The 22,571-nt window shown below is 56.6% G+C and carries 19 protein-coding genes and 2 riboswitches; of the genes, 11 read left to right on the forward strand and 8 right to left on the reverse strand.

The genetic code is table 11. The annotated features are described in order from the left end of the window. Window positions 1-67: 67 nt before the first annotated feature. The 6 genes from rodA to AAC632_RS05640 all read right to left on the reverse strand — a co-directional run bounded on the left by rodA (window position 68) and on the right by AAC632_RS05640 (window position 7,498). A complete protein-coding gene (rodA, locus tag AAC632_RS05615; protein ID WP_340297747.1) occupies window positions 68-1,207 on the reverse strand; it encodes a rod shape-determining protein RodA in 1,140 nt (379 codons plus the stop codon). Beyond that, window positions 1,204-3,171, reverse strand: coding sequence for a penicillin-binding protein 2 (gene mrdA / locus AAC632_RS05620; RefSeq protein WP_340297746.1), 1,968 nt, complete (start codon window positions 3,169-3,171; stop codon window positions 1,204-1,206). Before mrdA ends, rodA begins: the two co-directional genes overlap by 4 nt. 2 nt (window positions 3,172-3,173) lie before the next feature. Then, window positions 3,174-3,701 carry a rod shape-determining protein MreD gene (locus AAC632_RS05625; RefSeq protein WP_340297745.1) on the reverse strand — a complete coding sequence of 176 codons (528 nt, stop codon included), beginning with the start codon at window positions 3,699-3,701 and terminating at the stop codon, window positions 3,174-3,176. Beyond that, window positions 3,698-4,645: a rod shape-determining protein MreC gene (gene mreC / locus AAC632_RS05630; RefSeq protein WP_340297744.1), complete on the reverse strand. Its 948-nt coding sequence runs from the start codon at window positions 4,643-4,645 to the stop codon at window positions 3,698-3,700. Before mreC ends, AAC632_RS05625 begins: the two co-directional genes overlap by 4 nt. 61 nt (window positions 4,646-4,706) lie before the next feature. Further along, window positions 4,707-5,771: a rod shape-determining protein gene (locus tag AAC632_RS05635; protein ID WP_411567104.1), complete on the reverse strand. Its 1,065-nt coding sequence runs from the start codon at window positions 5,769-5,771 to the stop codon at window positions 4,707-4,709. A gap of 161 nt (window positions 5,772-5,932) precedes the next feature. Continuing rightward, window positions 5,933-7,498, reverse strand: a complete 1,566-nt coding sequence (locus tag AAC632_RS05640; protein ID WP_340297743.1) for a 2-isopropylmalate synthase — start codon at window positions 7,496-7,498, stop codon at window positions 5,933-5,935. Between the two features lie 323 nt (window positions 7,499-7,821). Between AAC632_RS05640 and AAC632_RS05645 the strand changes: the two genes are divergently transcribed. The 10 genes from AAC632_RS05645 to gcvP all read left to right on the forward strand — a co-directional run bounded on the left by AAC632_RS05645 (window position 7,822) and on the right by gcvP (window position 19,357). Next, window positions 7,822-8,502 (forward strand): SDR family NAD(P)-dependent oxidoreductase, encoded by a 681-nt coding sequence (locus AAC632_RS05645; RefSeq protein ID WP_340297742.1) that lies wholly within the window; start codon window positions 7,822-7,824, stop codon window positions 8,500-8,502. Then, on the forward strand, window positions 8,496-10,025 hold the full coding sequence (locus AAC632_RS05650) for a cryptochrome/photolyase family protein (RefSeq protein WP_340297741.1): 1,530 nt from the start codon (window positions 8,496-8,498) through the stop codon (window positions 10,023-10,025). Before AAC632_RS05645 ends, AAC632_RS05650 begins: the two co-directional genes overlap by 7 nt. A 105-nt stretch (window positions 10,026-10,130) precedes the next feature. Further along, on the forward strand, window positions 10,131-10,682 hold the full coding sequence (locus AAC632_RS05655; protein ID WP_340297740.1) for a 2OG-Fe(II) oxygenase: 552 nt from the start codon (window positions 10,131-10,133) through the stop codon (window positions 10,680-10,682). A gap of 90 nt (window positions 10,683-10,772) precedes the next feature. Next, window positions 10,773-12,098 carry a glutamate--tRNA ligase gene (gene gltX, locus AAC632_RS05660; RefSeq protein ID WP_340297739.1) on the forward strand — a complete coding sequence of 442 codons (1,326 nt, stop codon included), beginning with the start codon at window positions 10,773-10,775 and terminating at the stop codon, window positions 12,096-12,098. Between the two features lie 77 nt (window positions 12,099-12,175). After that, the gene (locus AAC632_RS05665) at window positions 12,176-12,928 is read left to right on the forward strand and encodes a 5-oxoprolinase subunit B family protein (RefSeq protein ID WP_340297738.1); all 753 of its coding nucleotides are present in this window, start codon (window positions 12,176-12,178) and stop codon (window positions 12,926-12,928) included. Next, window positions 12,925-13,941, forward strand: coding sequence for a 5-oxoprolinase subunit C family protein (locus AAC632_RS05670; RefSeq protein ID WP_340297737.1), 1,017 nt, complete (start codon window positions 12,925-12,927; stop codon window positions 13,939-13,941). The genes AAC632_RS05665 and AAC632_RS05670 overlap by 4 nt, the downstream gene beginning before the upstream one ends. Beyond that, the gene (locus AAC632_RS05675) at window positions 13,938-14,690 is read left to right on the forward strand and encodes a LamB/YcsF family protein (protein ID WP_340261739.1); all 753 of its coding nucleotides are present in this window, start codon (window positions 13,938-13,940) and stop codon (window positions 14,688-14,690) included. The genes AAC632_RS05670 and AAC632_RS05675 overlap by 4 nt, the downstream gene beginning before the upstream one ends. Before the next feature lie 93 nt (window positions 14,691-14,783). Then, window positions 14,784-14,875, forward strand: a riboswitch (glycine riboswitch). Between the two features lie 3 nt (window positions 14,876-14,878). After that, window positions 14,879-14,944, forward strand: a riboswitch (glycine riboswitch). Between the two features lie 66 nt (window positions 14,945-15,010). Beyond that, window positions 15,011-16,114, forward strand: coding sequence for a glycine cleavage system aminomethyltransferase GcvT (gene gcvT / locus AAC632_RS05680; protein ID WP_340297736.1), 1,104 nt, complete (start codon window positions 15,011-15,013; stop codon window positions 16,112-16,114). 17 nt (window positions 16,115-16,131) lie between these two features. Then, window positions 16,132-16,494, forward strand: a complete 363-nt coding sequence (gcvH, locus tag AAC632_RS05685; RefSeq protein WP_340244695.1) for a glycine cleavage system protein GcvH — start codon at window positions 16,132-16,134, stop codon at window positions 16,492-16,494. Window positions 16,495-16,516: 22 nt separating this feature from the next. Then, complete coding sequence (gene gcvP, locus AAC632_RS05690) at window positions 16,517-19,357, forward strand: aminomethyl-transferring glycine dehydrogenase (RefSeq protein ID WP_340297734.1); 2,841 nt, start codon at window positions 16,517-16,519, stop codon at window positions 19,355-19,357. A gap of 3 nt (window positions 19,358-19,360) precedes the next feature. Here gcvP and AAC632_RS05695 read toward each other — a convergent pair whose 3' ends face one another. Together AAC632_RS05695 and ettA are read right to left on the reverse strand one after the other, a co-directional pair. Beyond that, window positions 19,361-19,894, reverse strand: coding sequence for a DUF4329 domain-containing protein (locus AAC632_RS05695; RefSeq protein ID WP_340297733.1), 534 nt, complete (start codon window positions 19,892-19,894; stop codon window positions 19,361-19,363). A 216-nt stretch (window positions 19,895-20,110) separates the two neighbouring features. Beyond that, window positions 20,111-21,766: an energy-dependent translational throttle protein EttA gene (gene ettA / locus AAC632_RS05700; protein ID WP_317656403.1), complete on the reverse strand. Its 1,656-nt coding sequence runs from the start codon at window positions 21,764-21,766 to the stop codon at window positions 20,111-20,113. A 129-nt stretch (window positions 21,767-21,895) separates the two neighbouring features. Here ettA and AAC632_RS05705 point away from each other — a divergent pair, with 129 nt between their 5' ends. Continuing rightward, on the forward strand, window positions 21,896-22,516 hold the full coding sequence (locus AAC632_RS05705) for a nicotinate-nucleotide adenylyltransferase (RefSeq protein ID WP_340297732.1): 621 nt from the start codon (window positions 21,896-21,898) through the stop codon (window positions 22,514-22,516). Window positions 22,517-22,571: the final 55 nt, after the last annotated feature.

Here is a 22,571-nt window from a genome sequence, read left to right on the forward strand (position 1 = left end):
TCCTGAAATATGAGATGCGATTAGGGCTATCAGAGGGCGCAGGGCGGGAAAACCCGCCAATTTCACTTTAGCGTGGACGATGGATATGGGCCGATTGCACCAAACCAAACGCTGCTAAAAGCACCATCATTGCTGAGCCGCCATAAGAGACGAGCGGCAAAGGCACGCCCACCACGGGGGCCAACCCCATGACCATTGCCATATTGATCGCGAAGTAGAGGAAAAAGGTTGCTGCAATCCCAATGCTAAGCAGCGAGGCAAAGCGATCTTTGGTGGAAAGAGCCGTCCAAATACACAAGGCCACAATCAGTAGATAGATAAACAGGAGGGAGGATGCACCGATAAAGCCAAATTCCTCAGCCAAGGTCGTGAAGATGAAATCGGTGTGTTTTTCGGGCAAAAAGTTTAAGCGGCTTTGCGTGCCTTCCATAAATCCCCGTCCAGAAAACCCGCCCGATCCAAGCGCGATCTGACTTTGGGTGATGTGGTATCCGGCGCCAAGCGGGTCTTGGGTTGGATCGAGGAAGGTGTCGATGCGGCGGAATTGGTAATCTTTGATCAATTGCCATGATGTGCCGCGTGATGCGAACACAGCAAAGACCGCGCCCACGCCCGCCGCAATCAACCCGCCAAAATAGGCCCAGTGAACGCCTGCGGCAAAAACCACCGCGCCACCGCCCAAAAGCAGCAGGAGGGCTGTGCCCAAATCAGGCTGCTTGAGGGTCAAAAACACAGGCACCAAGATCAAGAGCAGGGGCGGCAGGATATAGAGCGGATGCGATTTCTTCGTGGTATCGAGGCGCGCATAATAGGCGGCCAAGACCATCACGATGGTGATTTTTGCCAATTCGGAGGGCTGCAAGCGGAACCCACCAAGGTCAATCCATCGTTGTGCGCCCATACCGACCGTGCCGAAAAACTCGACCACGAGCAGCAACACAAGCGAGAACGCATAGCCCAACCATGACACCATCCGCCAAAAGGCAATTGGGATCAGCGCGATGATGAACATTGCGGCCATGCCGAACGCGAAACGCTGCACTTGTGGAATGACCCAAGGTCGTGTTGAGCCCCCCGCAATCGAATAAAGCATCATAAACCCGATGCAGGCCACAAGGGTCAGAAGTAACACAAGCGGCCAGTTGAAATACAGAACCTTGCGCCACCCGCTTGGTGTCGTATTGATCTGGTAGAGTGAAAAACTCATGCGCGGCTTGTCCCTGTGGTGCCAGATGTTGGGGCATCTGGACTGCCGCGCCGCGGCAAAAGGGTCATGGCGGCATGGCGCTCCTGCACTGCCGCGCGCTGGTTTGCGGGATAGGCGTCCAACGGGGGCAGATCATCAAACATCGCATAAAGCAAAATGTCGCGCGCAACGGGCGCTGCTGCCGCCGACCCACCGCCGCCATGTTCCACGATCAGGGCAATGGCATAGCGTGGTGCATGTGCGGGGGCATAGCCCACAAAAAGGGCATGATCGCGCCGCTCCCACGGCAGGTCTTCATTGCGGATCACGCCTGCGGCCCGCTCGGCGGCGGTGATATTGCGCACTTGGCTTGTGCCTGTTTTGCCCGCAATCAAATAGTCCTGCAAAACAGTGCGGCTGCCTAAGGCTGTGCCGCGCGACCCATTGGAGACTTCAAACATCCCATCGCGAATTTTTGCCAGATTGGCAGGATTTACATCCAAAGGCATGATGGCAGGGTAATCAGGTTCCACCCCTTGTACGCTGCGAATAAGGCGCGGATTAAGGTTTAGGCCAGAGGCAAGGCGCGCGGTCATCACAGCCAGTTGCAACGGTGAATTAAGAACAAAGCCCTGACCGATTGACGCGTTGAGCGTGTCGCCCATCACCCATGGCTCGCCACGGTTGGATAATTTCCAATCCATCGTGGGTGCAATGCCCGTTGCCACGCCTGAAAGAGGCACATCATGGCGCACGCCGCAGCCCAGCCGTTCGGCCATGGCTGAAATGGCATCAATGCCCACGCGTTGCGCAAGATCGTAATAATAGACGTCACAGCTTTGCGCGATGCTTTGCACCATATCCATCCGACCATGGCCGCCCCGCTTCCAGCAATGAAAGCGCCGATTGCCCAACTGTAGGGATCCACTACAAAACACAGTGTCAGACGGATCAATTAGCCCTGCCTCTAGCGCGGCCAAGGCCACGACTATTTTATAGGTCGATCCGGGCGGGTAGAGGCCCTGCGTGGCTTTATTGGCCAAGGGGCGGTAGGGGTCGGTGTTGAGCGTTTCCCAGATGGACGATGGGATGCCGCGCACAAAGAGGTTCGGATCATAGGTGGGCGCTGAGGCCAAGGCGAGAATGTCGCCATTTTGGGTGTCGATCACCACCGCGCCCGCGCTTTCGCCTTCAAGCCGCGCTTCGGCATAGTTTTGGAGATAGGCGTCAACTGTCAGTTGCACATCCGCACCAGGTTGGGCCTCACTGCGGTCAAGCTCGCGCATCACGCGACCTGCGGCGTTCACCTCGACCCGCTTGCTGCCTGCGCGCCCGCGCAAGACATCCTCAAGCCGCGCTTCGACATTGTAGCGCCCGACTTGGAAATCGGGGATTTGCAGCACGGGATCCGTGTCCCCTGTCGTCTCAAGATAATAGTCCGAGACAGGCCCCACATAGCCCACAACGTGAGAGAAATCTGCCCCAAGCGGATAATCCCGCGACAATCCCACATCAGGCGTGATCCCTGGAAGTGCGGGGGCATTGACCGAAACCAGAGAGAACTCCTCCCATGATAGACGATCTGCGATGGTGACAGGCACGAAGGGCGGGCGGGACATCATCTCGTCACGTGCCCGATCTAGTTTCGCGCGGTCGATATTCACAATGCGGCTCAAGCGCGACAGCACCAAATCCACATCCCCCGCATCCTCGCGCACCATCGTGATGCGGTAATTGGGCGAGTTGTCGGCCAGAACTGTGCCATGGCGGTCATAGATCACCCCACGCGCAGGGGGCAACAGGCGGAGGTTGATCCGATTTTCTTCGGCTAAAAGCCGAAAATCATCAGCCCGCTCAAGTTGCAAATAACGCATGCGCCCTGCCAGCACGAGGCAGGTGGTGCTCATAAGCCCACCCAAAACCAACGCGCGGCGGGACATTTGCGCGTTATTATCTTGGTTTTTGCGTTTCTGACTGCGGGCCATGGTTAAACATTGTCTGGGTCTGCGGCGGATAGTCTATCCAAACCAAGTAAATATTTCGAGATCACAACCAGCGCGGGGTAAGCTGCGATGGTCACAATCGCGTGCAAGGCCACCTCGCCAAAGGGGGGCTGATCCGCCAAAAGCAATGTCAAAAGCACCCGCTCGGCCAAAGTAACAGACAAGATCACGGCGGTCACAGTGCCGAACTCGCTGAGAAACGTCATGTTTTCGATTTGCGGTTGGCGTTTGCGCAGACTTTCGGTGGCTAAGACTATCAGCAGCGCACCCAAGCCGACAGGCGCGTGGGTCAAAAAGTCTGAGATCAAGAAAACGATGGCAATAGCCCCAAGCGGGACAACATTGGGATGCCTGAGCAGCCAAGTAAGGGTTAGCGCCGTGATCAAGTCGGGGCTTGGCAGACTACCTTCGTCAAAACCTAAAGGCAGGATTTGCCAAAGAAGGATGAACAGGCAGAGCGCCAGATAATAAGCGCGATAAATCCATATGCGGAGGGTCAAAGGGTCGGTCATGTGCCATCCCCCTCCGTGTCTTGTGCTGCGGCGGTTTCTGGCACGGGGTCGGCTTCGATCTGATCCCCTGTTCCCCCATTTTCGGGCAAGGGCGGGCCGATCAATGTGTCGCTGTCATTGAGCGGCACAACATCGGGGTTGCGCATGACCCGCAGGAAATTCAGCCGACCAAAATCAGCGGCAAGCCGTGCGCGCAGGTCGCTTTCTGGGTCAACGACCACTTGGCCAACCAACAGCCCCGCAGGGTATAATCCGTCCGCGCCCGATGTCACGATACGATCCCCTGCGGCGATGTCTTCGGGGGTTTCGATGAAATCAATAAGCGGGGCGGCGCTGTTGTCGCCTGTCAGCAAGGCCTGCTGCCCAGATGGTTGGATCAATACAGGCACGCGGCTGTTGCTATCGGTCAACAATAAAACGCGCGCTGTGCGTTCCCCAAGGCCCGCGATCCGTCCGACCAAGCCAAGCCCGTCCATAGCGGCCCATCCGTCTTCCACCCCATCGCGCGCGCCCACATTCATCAGAACTGAGCGGCGGAACGGCGATCCGCTATCAGCCAAAACAATCCCTGAAATCCAAGTCAGCGATGGGTCAGGCTGAACGCGGTTCAAATCCAAGAGGCGGGCATTTTCTTGTTCAAGCTGAATCGCCGCTTCGCGCCATGCGCGCATCTGTTGCAACTCGCGGCGCAGCTGTTCGTTCTGTTCGTAGAGGCGCGCGTAAGATTGGAAATCATCGACCATCCGCGCAAGCCCAGTAACGGGTGCCATAGCCCATTCCATGTTGGGAACGATGCGATCTACCACAGCGGCGCGGATGCGTTCTGCGCGCGGGTTGTCAATGCGCCACAGCAAGATGAACCCGAAAAGGACGATGATCAGAATGACCACCAAAAGGCGGCGTGTTGGATTGGCGAGATTTTCCTCGTGTCTATCCCGTGCCATATCCGCATAACCTTGTCATCTCGCCTCAGCCTCTCTGCCCGTAGACAGGAGACTGACCCAATCACGACTCGTAATCAATGGCGTGGCGGAGTTGCTTTTCATATTCAAGCGCCTTGCCCGTGCCAAGTGCGACGCAATTGAGGCTTTCATCCGCAACGGAAATGGCGAGGCCAGTCTGTTCACGCAGCGCCAGATCAAGTTCGCCCAAGAGTGCACCGCCACCTGTCAGCATAACCCCGCGATCTACGATATCAGCCGCCAAATCTGGTGGTGTCGCTTCAAGCGCGCTCATCACCGCCTCGCAAATCTGTTGCACAGGTTCAGACAGCGCCTCGGCCACATGGGCTTGGTTCAGTTCAATCTCTTTTGGAACCCCGTTCAAAAGGTCACGGCCACGGATTGCCATAACTTGCCCTTTGCCATCACGCGGCATGATTGCGGTGCCGATGGTTGTTTTGATCCGCTCAGCCGTGCTTTCCCCAACAAGCAAGTTATGCTGACGGCGCAGATAGGAGATGATTGCCTCATCCATGCGGTCGCCGCCGACCCGAACAGAGCGGGCATAGACCACATCTGCAAGTGACAAGACCGCCACCTCTGTGGTGCCGCCGCCAATATCAACAACCATGTTGCCCGTTGGGTCTGTGATGGGCATCCCTGCGCCAATGGCGGCTGCGATGGGTTCTGAGATCAGGCCCGCCTTGCGCGCGCCTGCGCCCAACACGGACTGACGAATTGCGCGCTTTTCAACGGGGGTGGCCCCGTGCGGCACGCAAACGATAATCTTTGGCTTAGTGAAAGTTGTGCTTTTATGCACTTTGCGAATGAAATGTTTGATCATTTCTTCCGCAACATCGAAATCTGCAATCACCCCATCCCGCATCGGACGGATCGCCTGAATGGAACCAGGGGTGCGGCCCAGCATCAGCTTGGCATCCTCGCCAAAGGCCAGCGCCTTTTTCACGCCGTCCTTGACCTGATAAGCCACCACGGAGGGTTCGTTAAGAACAACACCCTTGCCACGCACATAGACCAGCGTGTTTGCGGTGCCCAAATCAATCGCCATATCGGCAGTGAATAGTCGTCCAAGTCCAAAGGCCATAATGTGGCGATCCCAAATAGTCATCCTACGCAGCCGAGGTTGACCCGTTAGCAGCCGATCATCCTCTGAACCGCATATAGGCAAAGGCCCATGGTAAGGTAAAGAACAATAAGGGCGTTTTTACCAAACCGCCGATGGTTGTAGCAAAAATCCGCCCCAAATGTGGGGCGGATTTTAGGATTGGCTTAGTTTGCGTCCCGATAGGAAACCTCCTTGCGGTCGCCGCCCGCTTTCCCACGCCGCAGGATCAGACGATTGAGCGCGTTGATATAGGCCTTCACGCTTGCCACAACGGTATCGGTATCTGCTGATTGCGCGGTTGCAATGCGTCCCTCTTCTTCCATCCGCACCGAGACGGTGGCTTGCGCATCGGTGCCTTCGGTCACCGCATGCACTTGGTAAAGTTGCAAACGGGCCGAATGTGGGAAGGCTTGTTTGACGGCATTAAAGGCGGCATCCACAGGGCCATCACCCGTTGCCACAACAGTTTTTTCTTCATCTCCCACACGGATCACCAGATCCGCATTCTGGGGGGCTTCGGTGCCGCAGATGACACGCAGGAATTTCAGTTCCAGATGGTCAGAGGCATCAATGGCGCCTGCATCTGTCACCAAGGCGATGATATCATCGTCAAACACTTCTTTCTTGCGGTCTGCCAATGCTTTGAAGCGCACGAATACATCGTTGAGCTGATTATCGGCCAATTCAAAGCCCAAATCCTTGAGCTTTGCGCGCAAGGCCGCGCGACCAGAGTGCTTGCCCAGTGGCAGCGATGTCCCAGAGAGGCCGATATCCTCGGGGCGCATGATTTCGAACGTATCGGCCGATTTCAGCATTCCATCTTGGTGAATACCCGATTCATGCGCAAAGGCATTTTTACCGACAATCGCCTTGTTGAACTGCACAGCAAACCCTGAAACTGTGCTAACGCGGCGCGAGATGTGCATGATTTTCTTAGCATCCACGCGGGTGTGATAGGGCATGATGTCATTGCGCACGCGCATGGCCATCACGACCTCCTCAAGGGCGGTGTTTCCTGCCCGCTCACCCAAGCCGTTGATGGTGCATTCAATCTGACGCGCCCCGCCTTCCACTGCGGCCAAGGCATTGGCGGTCGCCATGCCGAGGTCATTGTGACAATGGGTGGCGAAGATGACATCCTCTGCGCCAGGCACATCCGCGATAAGGCGTTCAATCAGGCGCGCGCTCTCGCGGGGGGCTGTGTAGCCGACTGTGTCGGGGATGTTGATGGTGGTCGCGCCTGCCTTGATGGCAATTTCTACAACGCGCTTGAGATAATCCCATTCGGTGCGGGTGGCGTCCATCGGCGACCATTGGATATTGTCGCAAAGATTGCGCGCATGGCTGACCGTCTCGTGGATGCGCTCGGCCATTTGATCCATCGAGAGGTTCGGGATCGCGCGGTGTTGGGGCGAGGTGCCGATAAACGTGTGGATGCGCGGGCTTTTGGCGTGGCGAACCGCCTCCCAGCAGCGGTCAATGTCTTTGAAATTCGCACGCGCAAGGCCGCAGATCGTGGCATTTTGGGTTTGCTTGGCAATCTCGGAGACAGCCGCAAAATCACCTTCTGAGGCAATTGGAAAGCCAGCCTCGATGATATCAACACCCATCTCGTCAAGAAGGGCTGCGATCTCGAGCTTTTCAGCATGGCTCATGGTCGCGCCTGGGCTTTGTTCGCCATCGCGCAATGTCGTGTCAAAAATCAAGACGCGGTTTTTATCGTTCGTCATTGGGTTCTCTCCCCAGCCAGTCTTTTGCGGCCCTGTGCATCTGCAAAGCGGCCTTGTCAATCAATGATGCTTTGTTTTGGTGAAGCTTTCGGCGCTAAATCCCCCCTGAGCGGTCGCGCCGACTGGCACGCTCAGAGGCGGCTAAGAAGAAGCGCTAGCAATGCGTTTAGGCCGCCTGCTGGGCGGCTGTGCATCGCTGTCATGTGTATCGCAGTCTTGGTCATGATGCGCAGACTATGCCGCGCAAGATCAGGGATGGAAACCCCCTTTTTCACCCCAATGTCAAACTTGCCCCGCCTGCGCCGCCCCCTACATCACGCCCTATGACAGAGAATAGATTTCAGCGCGTTCTCATTGTGGGCGCATCAGGTGGCATCGGGCGCGCATTGGTTGCCCATTATCGCGAAAGTGGTGCTGAGGTGTCTAGCCTGTCGCGCCGCGAGGACGGCTTTGATCTGACCGCGCCTGCCACAGTCGAGGCCCATTTAGCGGCACAAACTGGCCCATTTGATTTGGTCGTTGTCGCCACAGGGGCGCTTGAGATTGACGGCAAAGGCCCTGAGAAATCTTTAAGCCACGTCAATGCAGACGCGCTTGCGCGGCAATTTGCGATCAACGCCATTGGCCCCGCTTTGATCTTGCGCCATGTGCCGCGCTTTATGGATCGGCAGGGCGCGGGCGTCTGTGCCGTCTTGTCCGCGCGGGTGGGATCGATCGGGGATAACCGCGCCGGCGGGTGGTATGGCTATCGGGCGGCAAAGGCTGCGGTCAATCAGATCGTGCGTACAGGGGCGATTGAATTGGCGCGCAGTCACAAAGGCGCGGCCTTGATTGCCCTACATCCTGGCACAGTGCGCACAAAATTCACCGAAAACTATCTTGGGCGCCATCCTGCCGTTGCGCCCGAGGAGGCCGCCGCGAATATCGCGCGTGTTTTGGCAGGGATCGGTTCCGCACAAACAGGCCAGTTTTTCGATTGGAAAGGCGAGCCTGTGCCATGGTGAATTCCCCGCCCCGCTTGATCCTGATTTTAGGGGATCAATTAAGTCCCGCTATCGTGGCGTTGCGCGAAGCAGATAAATCCCGCGACATCGTGGTCATGGCTGAAGTGTGGGATGAAGCGAGCTATGTGCCGCATCATCCCAAAAAAATTGCCTTGATCTTTGCAGCAATGCGCAAATTCGCGCAAGAATTGCGGAATGATGGCTGGACTGTCGCATACACCCGCCTTGACGATGCGCAAAATGCGCAATCCTTGGTGGGTGAAGTCATCCGCCGCGCTGCTGAAACCGGCGCACAAGAGGCGATTGCCACAGCCCCTGCCGAATGGCGCGTGATTGCCGCCTTGGAGGATTGCCCAATCCCCGTTCATCAATTTCCTGATGATCGTTTTTTGTGTCATGCCTCAGAATTCGCCGATTGGGCCGAAGGGCGTAAAGAATTGCGAATGGAGTTTTTTTACCGCGAAATGCGCCGCAAAACAGGGATTTTGATGGCGGGTGATCACCCTGAAGGGGGAAAATGGAACTTCGACCATGACAATCGCGAACCGCCAAAGGAGGGGCTGTCCAATCGTATGCCCCCGCAATTTGAACCAGATGAAACCGTCCTTGAGGTGCTTGATCTGGTTGAGTTGCGATTTGGCGCACATTTTGGCCGCTTGCGCCCCTTTTGGTTTGCGACAACCCGCGCCGAGGCTTTGGTCGCGTTAGAAGATTTCATCCAGAACCGCCTCCCTGATTTTGGGCGGTATCAAGATGCAATGGTGCAGGGCGAGGCGTTTCTGAACCATTCGATCTTGTCGATGTATTTGAACATTGGGCTGTTGAATTGGCGCGAGATTTGTGAGGCGGCTGAGGCAGCCTACCGCAAAGGAACGGCGCCCCTAAATTCGGTCGAGGGGTTCATTCGCCAGATCATTGGTTGGCGTGAATATATTCGCGGCATTTATTTCCTTGAGGGGCCAGATTACACATCGCGCAACGCGCTTCGGCATAGCCGTAGCTTGCCTGCGTTTTACTGGTCGGGCGATACGGACATGGCCTGTCTGCGGGATGCGATCCTGCAAACGCGTGACCATGCCTATTCGCACCACATCCAACGCTTGATGGTGACGGGGAATTTTGCGCTTCTTGCGGGGGTTGATCCCAAAGAGGTGCATGAATGGTATCTGGCGGTTTATGCCGATGCCTTTGAATGGGTCGAAGCTCCCAATGTGATTGGGATGAGCCAATTCGCCGATGGCGGCATTGTGGCCTCAAAACCATATGTCTCGGGCGGCAATTATATCCATAAGATGTCAAATCATTGTGGGCGTTGCGCTTATAAGGTGAAAGAAAAAATTGGGGCGCAAGCCTGCCCCTTTAATGCGTTCTATTGGCATTTCTTGATCCGAAACAAAGAAAAATTCGCAAAAAATCCGCGTATGGCGCAAATGTATCGCGTTTGGGCCAAGATGGATGCCGATACACGCGCCGCAACCCTTGAGACAGCCGAGGCCAATTTGGCGCGGCTTGATCAATTGTGAGGATCATTTTGGGGCTTCCCAAACCCGTGGGATTTTGCACATAGCTTATTGGTGCCTCCTGCCGATCATTGGGATCGGGGCAGGGTGGTGCGATGGGTTTCTGACATGATGGATGTTTACGCTGCCCCCGCGGCATTCACCGAGGCTGAATGTCTGCGTATTTTGGATCAGATCGCGTCTGCCCCTACCCGCGATGCGAAACTGGTGGGACAAGCGCAGCGCCATAATGTGCGCCGTGCGGATCTGGTTTGGTTGGACGAGGTCGAGGGATGCGAATGGGTGACCGAGCGCGCGATTGATCTTGTGCGCGTGGCCAATCGTGAGATGTTTGATTTCGACATCACCGATTTTTCCGAAAGCCCACAGGTTGCCCGATATGACAGCAGCCGCGAAGGTCATTTTGATTGGCATTCCGATATTGGGGATGGCCGATTGGCCGCGCGGCGCAAATTAACCATTGTCATCCAACTTGATGCAGGGGTGGGATATCAGGGCGGGGATTTGCAGATCATGCCAAGCAACCACACTGTGACTGCCGCACGCGGGCGTGGGGATGCGGTGATGTTTCCGTCTTTCATGTTGCATCGGGTGACGCCCGTCACCAAAGGCACGCGCCATTCGCTGACCTTGTGGTGTCACGGCCCAAGCTTTCGCTAATGGGATTTCGCAACATCTCACCCGCAGTGATATGGACAAATCTGATGGGCTGTGAAACACGGGACGCTTGAAACACAGGAGATTTCGAGCATGACAACAGTCACCCGTTTTGCGCCGTCCCCAACTGGCTATTTGCACGTTGGCAACCTGCGCACGGCTTTGTTCAATCACCTGATTGCGCGGCGCACAGGCGGCAAATTTATCTTGCGCCTTGATGATACGGATCCCGAACGCTCAAAGCAGGAATATGCGGATGCGATCCGCGAAGATTTGGAGTGGCTGGGCCTGACTTGGGATCAGGAGGAGCGCCAATCGGCGCGGCTTGATCGATACGAGGCCGCCGCCCAAGACTTGCGCGACAAAGGACGATTTTACGAGGCGTTTGAAACGCCCACAGAACTCGATCTTAAGCGCAAAAAACAACTGAATATGGGGCAGCCGCCCGTCTATGATCGCGCTGCGCTTAAATTGAGCGAGACCGAGCGCGATGCATTGCGCGCGGAGCGTGGTATGGGCGTTTGGCGGTTCTTGTTGGATCAAGAACGGATCGAGTGGACGGATGGCATTTTGGGCGATTTGTCGATTGACGCGGCCAGCCTGTCTGACCCTGTTTTGATCCGTCAAGATGGGCAGTTTTTGTATACATTGGCCTCGGTGGTCGATGACACAGATATGGGCATCACCCATGTTGTGCGCGGGTCGGATCACGTGACCAACACAGCGACACAAATCCAGATTATGGCTGCCCTTGGCTTTGCTGCGCCTAACTTCGCGCATCATTCACTTTTGACAGGCCCGCAGGGTGAGACGTTATCGAAACGACTTGGCACTTTGGCCTTGCGCGATTTGCGCGCAGCAGGGGTGCATCCTATGGCGTTGTTGTCGTTGATGGCGCGGCTTGGATCCTCCCAACCTGTTGAGATTGCAAGCAGTCTTGATGAGTTGGCTGCTGGATTTGGTTTGGCGCATTTTGGCGCGGCCCCGACAAAATTTGATGTTGATGATTTATATCCGCTGACCGCACGCATTCTGGCAGCGCAAGATTTAAGCGTGGTGGCAGATGCGGTGCGGGCTGCGGGGGTGCCAGATGATCTCGCACCCCTATTCTGGCAGGTGACGCGTGAAAACATCACCACGCTGCATGATCTGGCGGGGTGGTGGCAGCTGTGCCGTGATGGTGCGGCCCCATTGGTAGACGCAGAGGATCAAGCATTCATTGCCGAGGCCCTCGCCCTGCTGCCTGAGCCACCTTACGGGCCAGAGGCATGGTCGAATTGGACGAACGCGGTGAAAGACGCCACGGGACGCAAGGGGAAATCCCTTTTCATGCCGCTGCGCAAAGCTGTGACAGGGCGTGAGCGCGGGCCTGAAATGGCCGATCTTTTGCAGTTGTTGCAAAACAAGCCCACGCTGTAAGCGCCTGTTGAAAGCACTGCCTTTTTCATGCCACCCTAATCACCATTGGGGTGGCAAATAGAAAGGTTCAGGTTCTCGTGAACGCGCAAGCCGCAAAACCGCCAAAATTCCCCGAGATTTGCCAGACGGGTTATGCTGGACTGGTTGTGCGCTTTGGCGATCAATTGAGCGAAGCAGGCAATCGCGCAAGCCTTGCCTTTGCTGCTGAGGTGACTGCGGCAGGTCTGGCGGGGGTTTTGGAAGTCTCAACCGCCCTGCAATCTGTCCTTTTGCGGTATGACCCGCTGCTTGTATCCCCTGAAGCACTCCGCGAGGATCTCGCGGCGGTTCTTAAGCAGCGCGATTGGTATGCTGCATCCCTGCCTCAGGGGCGCGCGCTTTGGGAGGTGCCTGCCTGTTTTGGCGGTGCATATGGCCCAGAATTCGAACAGGCTTGTTCGTTCGCAGGTGTCAGTCAGGCTGAGGCGGTTGCAGAATTGTGTGCAACCCCGCTTCGGGTTCAGGCAATCGGGTTTGCGCCGTCACAGCCCTATTTGGGAGAGTTGCCACCCAATTGGGACTTCCCAAGACAGGCAACCCTAAATCCGCAGGTGCCAAAAGGGGCGTTGGTTGCAGCAATTCGCCAGATTGTTCTGTTTTCCGTGCCATCGCCAACGGGCTGGCTGCATATTGGTCAAACGGGCCTCAGCCTGTTTAACCCCGCGCGTGACCCCGCCTTCATGTTGCGGGCGGGAGACGAAATTGCACTTCGGCCTGTTTCTGAGGCGGAATTTGAGACGTCATGTGCCGCCGCGCCATATGGCGGTGCTGTACGGCGGGCTCTGCCATGACGGCAACTTTTCTTTTTCACCAAGCAGGGCCTGCCGTGACTGTGCAGGATTTGGGGTGGCACGGTTATGTCGCCCAAGGTGTGTCGCGCGGCGGGGCGATAGATATAGCAGCGATGGCAGAAGGCGCGGCCTTGTTAGGGCAATCGCCCAACTTTGCAGCGTTAGAGATGGCAGGGTTCGGCGGTGTCTTTAGCGCCACCTGCGACTGCGTCATTGCGCTGACGGGGGCCGAGATGCGCGCGGATTTGGACGGGCGTGCTTTGGCATGGAACGCAACCCATGCTGTGCCTGCGGGCGCGAAACTGAAGATCGGGCCTGTCATGCGCGGAGTTTATGGGTATCTGCATATATCAGGCGGATTTGAGCCACCATTGATCTTGCAGGGGCGCGGAACGCATTTGGCCGCAGGCCTACGCGCGGTAATTTGCGCGGGGGCGGAACTGCCCTTTGGCGCATCCTCCGCGACCCGAGCAGGCCTGTCCCTAAATGTGGCAGATCGCAGTGCGGGCGGTGTCATTCGCATTTTGCCGACCCTACAAAGTGATATGTTCGGAGCTGATCTGTTAGCGGCGTTTCAAAATACAAGTTTCACGCGCGACCCGCGCAGCAATCGGATGGGGGTGCGCTTGGCCGCGCCCGATGCGCCCAATTTCGCACCTGAGGCCGCGCGCAATATCCTTTCTGATATTGTGATGGAGGGGGATATCCAGATCACAGGCGATGGAACACCTTATGTTTTGATGGCCGAAAGCCAGACGACAGGGGGCTATCCACGGATCGCGCAGGTTATGCCTTGTGATTTGCCGCGCTTGGCGCAACTCTCAAGCGGGGCCGAGGTCAGGTTTCAGATGATCAGCCACGGCGAGGCGGTAGAGATTGAGCGCACCGCACAGGCTGCGCGCGCGCAACTTGGGGCCATGTGTAAGCCAGTTTTGCGTGACCCGCGCGAGGCAGGTGATCTTCTGGCAATGCAATTGATCAGCGGTGTCACCGCTGGGGAGGACGAGGGATGAAGGTCGATCTCAATGCCGATTTAGGCGAAGGTTTTGGCCCTTGGCCAATGGGAGCTGATACGGCGATGATGGATGTGATTTCATCGGCCAATATCGCCTGCGGCTTTCACGCGGGCGATCCCGATCAGATGCTAAAATCCATGGCAGCTGCAGTGGCGCGTGGCGTGGGCTTAGGCGCGCATCCGGGGTTTCCTGATTTGCAAGGGTTTGGACGGCGCCCGATGCAGATGAGCCATGCAGAGGTGGCCAATATGGTAACCTATCAAACAGGCGCTGCCATGGCGATGGCGCGCGCGGCGGGGGGGCGCTTGCGCCATGTCAAATTGCATGGGGCCTTGGCCAACATGGCGGCTGATGATGCGGCCCTTGCACGCGCCGCCTATGAAGGTGCGTTGCGGGCGGATCCTGACCTGATCGTTATGGTGATTGCTGGCACAGATCAGGAAGAAGCTGCCCTTGCCATCGGCGCCCCAATCGCGCGCGAGATTTTTGCGGATCGGGCCTATTTGCCAAATGCCCGCCTGCAAGATCGCAAAATTGCAGGCGCGGTGATCCATGATCCAGAGCAGGTCGCGACACGCATTTTGGCGATGTTGCAGGAGGCCGCGATTATTGCCGAGGATGGAACCCGCATCCCCACACAAATTGATACAATCTGCCTGCATGGGGATACGCCGCAGGCGGTTGAGATTGCCCGTAATTTGCGCACGCGCCTTGAGGCGGAGAATATCCAAATCGCGCAATTTTAATTGCTTCTGCGAAGGTTCTGCCGTTTTTTGTGGCGCAATAGTCGTAAATGGTGCGATTATTCTTGATGCTCTGCGCGGCATTAATTATGATAGAAGCATATACAGGGAGACATTGCGCCACTTGCGCAAGGCCGAAGGAGCAACCGCCCCGGTAAACTCTCAGGCAAAAGAACCTGTATGTGCGAAAACTCTGGAGAGTGATGCGGTGTTGCGCATCCGCCGAAGGGATAACGATCTCAGGCGAAAGGACAGAGGGGGCATCGACAGCCGATTTTTCGGCGTAACCGATTCCGAGTACATCTCGGGGTGTTGGAGGGTTGATGACCACGGGGCTTTTGGAACTGCCACTTAAGGGGCTTCACGCAGAACTAGGCGGAAAATTCGTGCCTTTTGCGGGCTACTCTATGCCCGTGCAATATGCTGCGGGCGTGATGGCCGAACATCTTTGGACGCGCGAAAAGGCGGGACTGTTTGATGTCTCGCATATGGGGCAGGTGCGGCTGCCTTTAGATCAAGCTTCGGCACTTGAGCGGATCGCGCCCATTGAGGTTGAAGGCCTCGCAGAGGGTCGCCAGCGCTATGGTTTCCTCACCAATGAGGCGGGTGGTTTGGTCGATGATTTCATGATCGCGCGCTATGAAGATTGTTTCGTTATCGTGATCAATGCCGCCCGCCGCGCCGAGGATTTGGCACTGTTTGAGAAACATTTGACGGGCTTTGAGGTCATCACTGACCGTGCCCTTTTGGCTTTGCAGGGGCCACTGGCCGAAAGCGCGCTTGCGCGTCTGCTGCCTGATGTAGCGACACTGCGCTTTATGGATGTGCGCAGATTGACATGGCAAGGTTCGGAGCTGTGGCTGAGCCGTTCTGGCTACACGGGCGAGGATGGGTTTGAGATTTCCGTGCCTGTGCCCGTCTGCAATGCCTTCGCCCGCGCTTTATTGGCGATGGATGAGGTTGCGCCCATTGGTTTGGGGGCGCGTGACAGTCTGCGGATGGAGGCGGGCCTGCCCTTACATGGCAACGATCTTTCCGAAACCATTTCCCCAGTTGAGGCAGGCTTGTCTTGGGGTATTTCCAAATCACGCCGCCCCGATGGGGCCAAGGCGGGCGGGTATTTGGGTGTTGGGGTAATTGCCTCTCATCTTGCGGGTGAAGCTGCGCGCAAACGGATCGGTCTTGTGCCAGAGGGGCGCGCGCCGATGCGCGGCGGTGTGCCCCTGTTTTTGTCAGAGACAAGCCAAACACAAATCGGCGAGATCACTTCGGGTGGGTTTAGCCCAAGCCTGGGTCACCCGATTGCTATGGCGCTGGTGCAATCTGACACGGATGCAGATGCGCCAATCTGGGGCGAATTGCGTGGCAAACGACATCTTATGCGGCAGGTTGATCTGCCATTCTTCAAAACATCCTACAAACGATAAGACAGGGAGACATCCAAATGCGTTTCACAGAAGAACATGAATGGTTGTTGGTCGATGGTGATCTGGTTGTGGTCGGCATCACCGAACACGCGGCCACTCAATTGGGTGATGTGGTTTTCGTAGAATTGCCAGAGCTTGAGACTGCGGCCGCGAAGGGTGATGAGGTTGTGGTTATTGAATCTGTCAAAGCGGCCTCTGACATCTTGGCCCCGCTGGATGGTGAGATTGTCGAGGTCAATGACGCCTTGGTTGATAACCCCTCTTTGGTCAATGACGATCCCACCGGTGAGGCGTGGTTCTTTAAGATGAAGGTAGACGATCTCTCTGCGGTCGATGCCTACATGACCGAGGATGAATACAAAGATTTCATTGGCGAATAAGCCCCCCGAGCAGGTGTGAGACATGACAAAGTGGATGCGTGAAACCTATGATCCGACCGATTTTGGCAATCGCCGCCATATCGGGCCTTCCCCTGCCGAAATGGCAGAGATGTTAAAGGTGATCGGTGCACCAGATTTGGATGCGCTGATTGATGAAACATTGCCAAAGGATATTCGTCAGACCAAGCCACTTGAATGGGCGGCGATGTCTGAGGCGGAATTGCTGGCGCATATGCGCGAGATTTCAGCCAAGAATAAGGTCATGGTTTCGATGATTGGGCAGGGGTATTACAACACCCATACCCCGCCTGCGATCCAACGCAATGTCTTGGAAAACCCTGCTTGGTATACGGCCTACACCCCCTATCAGCCTGAGATCAGCCAAGGCCGCCTTGAGGCCCTGCTCAATTTCCAGACGATGGTTGCTGACTTAACAGGGCTTGAGATTGCCAATGCTTCGCTTCTTGATGAGGCCACCGCCTGCGCCGAAGCGATGGTGATGGCCGAGCGCGTTGCAAAATCAAAGGCGCGTGGTTTCTTCATCGACCAAAATTGCCACCCGCAAAATATTGCCGTGATGCAGCGCCGTGCAGAACCTTTGGGGATTGAGGTGATTGTGGGCGATCCGAAGGATATGGACGCAAGCACGGTCTTTGGTGCGATTTTTCAATATCCAGGCACATTTGGGGATCTCCATGATCCATCTGCGCAAGTTGCGGCCTTGCATGCTGCAAATGCCGTGGCGATTGTTTGCACGGATTTGCTGGCCCTAACAGTTCTGCGCGAGCCTAGGGCGATTGGCGCCGATATCGCGGTAGGCTCAGCGCAACGCTTTGGTGTGCCGCTGGGATATGGTGGCCCGCACGCAGCATTTCTTTCCTGTCGCGAGGCCTATAAGCGGGCCATCCCGGGTCGGCTTGTTGGCGTATCGGTCGATGCGCAGGGGCGCCGTGCCTATCGGCTGTCCTTGCAGACGCGCGAGCAGCACATTCGCCGCGAGAAAGCCACCTCGAATGTCTGCACCGCGCAGGCGCTTTTGGCCGTCATGGCCTCGCTTTATGCGGTGTTCCACGGCCCGCGCGGATTGCGCGCGATTGCGCAGCGGGTGCATTTGCACGCAGCGCGTCTCGCCAAAAGTCTGGAGGCGGGCGGCTTTGCGCCGCTGACGCAAAGCTATTTTGACACGATCACAGTCAAGGTCGGGGCCAAACAATCGCGTATCATGGCCGCGGCTGTGGCGCGGGGGATCAACCTGCGTGATGTTGGTCAAGATCGGATTGGTATTTCCGTGGATGAGGTGACAACCGAAGCCCATTTGGCCGCGGTCTGTGAGGCGTTTGGCACACCACTTTTGGATGCGGTTGAAGCGCCATCTATCCCTGACGCGCTCTTGCGGGAAACAGAGTATCTCACCCATCCGATTTTCCACATGAACCGCGCGGAATCCGAGATGATGCGGTATATGCGCCGCCTGTCGGATCGTGACTTGGCACTGGATCGTGCCATGATCCCGCTTGGCTCTTGCACGATGAAGCTGAACGCCGCGGTCGAGATGATGCCAATCACATGGCCCGAATTTGGCGGGCTGCACCCTTTTGCGCCACAAGATCAGGCCGAGGGCTATGCGCAAATGCTGGCGGCCCTGTCGGATTATCTGTGCGAGATCACAGGCTATGATGCGATGTCGATGCAGCCCAATTCGGGTGCGCAAGGTGAATATGCAGGCCTTTTGACCATTGCCGCCTATCATCAGGCGCGCGGGGATCATCATCGCAAGATCTGTCTGATCCCTGTTTCCGCACATGGCACCAACCCTGCCTCTGCACAGATGGCGGGAATGGATGTGGTTGTGGTCAAATCTGCGGAAAACGGTGATGTTGATCTTGAAGATTTCCGCGCCAAGGCCGAGGCGGCGGGTGATCGTCTGGCCGCTTGCATGATCACCTATCCGTCCACCCATGGCGTGTTTGAAGGCACGGTGCGCGAGATTTGTGAGATCACCCATGCCCATGGGGGCCAAGTCTATCTGGATGGTGCGAACCTCAACGCCATGGTGGGCCTGTCCAAACCCGGTGAGATCGGGGCAGATGTGAGCCACTTGAACTTGCACAAAACCTTCTGCATCCCGCATGGTGGTGGTGGGCCGGGCATGGGGCCGATTGGCGTGAAGGCGCATCTTGCCCCCTATCTGCCGGGACATCCAGAATTGGACAGCGACCAAGGGCCTGTGTCGGGCGCGCCCTATGGTTCGGCTTCGATCTTGCCGATTTCTTATGCCTATATCAAATTGATGGGTGGGGCAGGTCTGACGCAGGCCACCAAAATCGCAATTCTCAATGCCAATTACATCGCCAAGCGCCTATCGGATGCCTATCCGATCCTGTTCACAGGGCAGGGCGGGCATATCGCGCATGAATGCATCCTTGATTGTCGCCCCTTTGCCGAGGCGGGCGTGACAGTCGATGATATTGCCAAGCGTCTGATGGATAACGGTTTTCACGCGCCCACGATGAGTTGGCCTGTGGCAGGCACATTGATGGTCGAACCAACCGAAAGCGAAACCAAGGCGGAGATTGACCGCTTCTGTGATGCAATGCTCGCTATTCGGGCGGAGATTGCCGATGTCGAGGCGGGCAAAATCGCCGCCGAAGACAGCCCCTTGCGCCATGCGCCCCATACGGTCGAAGATTTGGTTGGCCCATGGGAGCGCGCCTATAGCCGCGAGGTGGGTTGCTTCCCTGCGGGGGCGTTCCGCGTTGATAAATATTGGCCGCCCGTGAACCGCGTGGACAATGTCTATGGCGACAGGCATCTGATTTGCACCTGCCCGCCCGTCACAGATTATCTGGACGCGGCGGAATAGGCCCTAACCCCCGAAGCGGCGATACAGCTGATCGAGCGTGTAGGTTTTGGCTGTTTCGGGATGTGGGTCTGAGACAACATTTGGGTCTGCGGGCAGACAATTCTCGCCGCAGACCTGACGCATCACGCCTGTCTGGCCATCAATAAACCATAACCGCCCCGCAGGGGTGGCGACCCATCCATTCATGCCACGGCTCATATCGCCCTCAACATCAATCGTGGAGGGCACCTCATTATCATAGCGCGGATCAAAAGCCGCATGGGTGTGCCAAGAGGATATAATCCGCATCCCCGCAGGCGCATCAATCATCGCGCAACTGTCGCGCCCGCCCCAACTGGATTTCGAACTGGACAAGCGCCCCGCTTGATCGCGCAGGACGTAGCCACAGACCTCGCGGTTATAGGTGATGGAATGGCGGTTCATGGAGTGCATCAGTGCCATGACCAATTGCTGTTCATCCGCATCTTGCGCATGGGCGGGCAGGCCGAGGCATAGGCCAACGAACAGACTTGCAAGGGTCAACTTCAACTTGGGCATGGGCGGTGCTCCCTGAACCAGTTGCCTATAAGATAAAGGAATTGGGGGAGTAAACCAGAGCTTGGGCTTCGGAAATCTAGGAACTCATGTCGTGTTTCTTAAGATTGGCGAGTGTGGGGTCTGCGCTCACGGAGTTCAAAATGGATGCAGCGTTCGGGTTCAGCGTCAGAATTCACCCGAGAAAAAGCCGCCCCGCAGCGGGGCGGCTTTGGTATCTCACCGCGCGAATTTCTTGTATTTCACCCGTTTCGGCTCAAGCGCATCTGGCCCGAGGCGGCGTTTTTTGTCTTCTTCGTAATCGGAGAAGGCGCCTTCGAACCATTCCACATGGGCCTCGCCTTCGAAGGCGAGGATATGGGTGCAGATGCGGTCAAGGAAGAAGCGGTCGTGGCTGATCACCACGGCGCAGCCTGCGAAATCCGTCAGCGCGTCTTCGAGCGCGCGCAGGGTTTCCACGTCCAAATCGTTGGTCGGTTCGTCCAACAGAAGAACATTTCCTCCTGATTTCAAAAGTTTGGCCATATGCACGCGGTTGCGTTCGCCCCCTGACAGAAGGCCCACTTTCTTTTGCTGATCTCCGCCTTTGAAGTTGAAGGCCGAGCAGTAAGCGCGACTGTTCATCGTGGCATCGCCCAGTTCGATGATCTCGGCCCCGCCCGAAACCTCCTCCCAAACTGTTTTTTCTGGATCCAGCGCATCTCGGGACTGATCGACATAGGACAGCTTGACCGTATCGCCATATTCAAGCGTGCCCGCGTCAGGCCCTTCTTGGCCCGTCAGCATCCGAAACAGCGTGGATTTACCCGCGCCGTTTGGCCCGATCACGCCCACGATCCCGCCAGGCGGCAAGCTAAAGCTGAGATCTTCGATCAACAGCTTGTCGCCATAGGCCTTGGTCAGGTTTTCGATTTCGATCACCTTTTGACCCAAGCGTGGCCCATTGGGGATGACGATCTGTGCGCGGCTGATTTTATCGCGCTCGGATTGACCCGCCAATTCTTCATAGGCGTTGATACGGGCCTTTTGCTTGGCCTGACGCGCCTTTGCGCCCTGTCTGATCCATTCCAATTCGCGCTCAAGAGTTTTCTGGCGCGATTTATCCTCGCGGGCTTCTTGCTCAAGGCGTTTGGCTTTTTGCTCCAGCCAGCTTGAGTAATTGCCTTCGTATGGAATGCCGCGGCCGCGGTCGAGTTCGAGAATCCAGCCTGTGATGTCGTCCAAAAAGTAACGGTCATGGGTGACGATCAAAATCGTGCCTTTGTAGTCGATCAAATGCTGCTGCAACCAAGCGATGGTTTCCGCGTCCAAGTGGTTGGTCGGTTCGTCCAAGAGCAGCATATCAGGCGCTTCAAGCAGCAATTTGCACAGCGCCACGCGGCGGCGTTCCCCGCCTGAAAGATGCTCTGGCATGGCCTCATCGGGCGGGCAGCGCAAGGCCTCCATGGCCACATCAATCTGGCTGTCGAGATCCCACAGGTTGTTGCTGTCAATCTCATCTTGCAAGGCGGCCATTTCATCGGCGGTTTCATCCGAATAGTTCATGGCCAATTCGTTAAAGCGATCGAGCTTGGCTTTTTTCTCGGCCACACCCAGCATGACGTTTTCGCGCACTGTGAGGGTTTCATCGAGTTGCGGCTCTTGGGGCAGATAGCCCACCTTTGCGCCTTGCGCGGCCCATGCCTCGCCAGAGAAGTCCTTGTCCCAGCCCGCCATAATCCGCAGCAATGTGGATTTACCTGCGCCGTTGACACCGACCACACCGATTTTCACACCGGGCAAGAAGCTGAGGCGGATATTCTCGAAGCATTTCTTGCCACCAGGATAGGTCTTAGAGACACCGTCCATGTGGTAGACATATTGATAGGAGGCCATGCGTGCGTTGTCCTTTGAGAGTAGATTTTTTCCTCTTCTAATGGGGATGGCTGCTTTCGGCAATCGCTTCGCCTGCTTTCCTTGCGGCTTTGCTTCGTGATAGAGGCGAAGGTGGACCTATGATTTGTCGTGGAAGTTTATCCCGTGTTTCGCCACACCTTGCCTTTTGCCCCTGAGGCTGCCCGCATTGGCCTCTTTGGTGGTTCGTTTGATCCGCCACATGCGGGGCATTTGCATATCAGTCGTGAGGCGCTCAAGCGGCTGCGGTTGGATCAGGTTTGGTGGTTGGTCAGCCCAGGTAATCCGTTGAAATCTCGCGGGCCTGCGCCCCTTGATGCGCGGATCAACGCCGCGCGGGCCCTGCAAGCGGGCCATCCGAAACTGCGGGTCACGGGTATTGAAGCGCAGCTTGGCACAAGGTTCACCGCGCAGACCTTGCGACAAATGCAGGCGCTTTATCCAAAGCTGCGGTTTGTGTGGATGATGGGGGCTGATAATTTGGCCCAGTTTCACCTGTGGCAGGATTGGCAGGAGATCATCTCAAGCCTACCGATTGCTGTTTTTGCGCGCCCGCAAGCGGGGTTGCCTGCCCGCTTCTCGAAAGCTGCGCGCGCGTTCGATGCCGCGCGGGTGGCGCCTGAATTAGCCTATAGCTTGGCCGAGTACGAAGCCCCAGCTTGGACTTATCTTACCCTACCTTTGCGCAGTGAAAGTTCATCGCAATTGCGCGCAGCGGGTGTATGGTCTTGAGAAACCCGTTCGGGCTTGGCTTACTGCGCGGCAAGATTGGCAAAGGATAACGAGG

This window comes from Roseobacter sp. HKCC-CH-9351 (assembly GCF_037830295.1).
GTDB lineage: Bacteria > Pseudomonadota > Alphaproteobacteria > Rhodobacterales > Rhodobacteraceae > M30B80.

Excerpts from the sequence above, each read along its gene's own strand:
- rodA (WP_340297747.1), bottom strand. The coding sequence starts at position 1,207 with ATGAGTTTTTCACTCTACCAGATCAATACGACACCAAGCGGGTGGCGC.
- mrdA (WP_340297746.1), bottom strand. The coding sequence starts at position 3,171 with ATGGCCCGCAGTCAGAAACGCAAAAACCAAGATAATAACGCGCAAATG.
- AAC632_RS05625 (WP_340297745.1), bottom strand. The coding sequence starts at position 3,701 with ATGACCGACCCTTTGACCCTCCGCATATGGATTTATCGCGCTTATTAT.
- mreC (WP_340297744.1), bottom strand. The coding sequence starts at position 4,645 with ATGGCACGGGATAGACACGAGGAAAATCTCGCCAATCCAACACGCCGC.
- AAC632_RS05635 (WP_411567104.1), bottom strand. The coding sequence starts at position 5,771 with ATGACTATTTGGGATCGCCACATTATGGCCTTTGGACTTGGACGACTA.
- AAC632_RS05640 (WP_340297743.1), bottom strand. The coding sequence starts at position 7,498 with ATGACGAACGATAAAAACCGCGTCTTGATTTTTGACACGACATTGCGC.
- AAC632_RS05645 (WP_340297742.1), top strand. The coding sequence starts at position 7,822 with ATGACAGAGAATAGATTTCAGCGCGTTCTCATTGTGGGCGCATCAGGT.
- AAC632_RS05650 (WP_340297741.1), top strand. The coding sequence starts at position 8,496 with ATGGTGAATTCCCCGCCCCGCTTGATCCTGATTTTAGGGGATCAATTA.
- AAC632_RS05655 (WP_340297740.1), top strand. The coding sequence starts at position 10,131 with ATGATGGATGTTTACGCTGCCCCCGCGGCATTCACCGAGGCTGAATGT.
- gltX (WP_340297739.1), top strand. The coding sequence starts at position 10,773 with ATGACAACAGTCACCCGTTTTGCGCCGTCCCCAACTGGCTATTTGCAC.
- AAC632_RS05670 (WP_340297737.1), top strand. The coding sequence starts at position 12,925 with ATGACGGCAACTTTTCTTTTTCACCAAGCAGGGCCTGCCGTGACTGTG.
- AAC632_RS05675 (WP_340261739.1), top strand. The coding sequence starts at position 13,938 with ATGAAGGTCGATCTCAATGCCGATTTAGGCGAAGGTTTTGGCCCTTGG.
- gcvT (WP_340297736.1), top strand. The coding sequence starts at position 15,011 with ATGACCACGGGGCTTTTGGAACTGCCACTTAAGGGGCTTCACGCAGAA.
- gcvH (WP_340244695.1), top strand. The coding sequence starts at position 16,132 with ATGCGTTTCACAGAAGAACATGAATGGTTGTTGGTCGATGGTGATCTG.
- gcvP (WP_340297734.1), top strand. The coding sequence starts at position 16,517 with ATGACAAAGTGGATGCGTGAAACCTATGATCCGACCGATTTTGGCAAT.
- AAC632_RS05695 (WP_340297733.1), bottom strand. The coding sequence starts at position 19,894 with ATGCCCAAGTTGAAGTTGACCCTTGCAAGTCTGTTCGTTGGCCTATGC.
- ettA (WP_317656403.1), bottom strand. The coding sequence starts at position 21,766 with ATGGCCTCCTATCAATATGTCTACCACATGGACGGTGTCTCTAAGACC.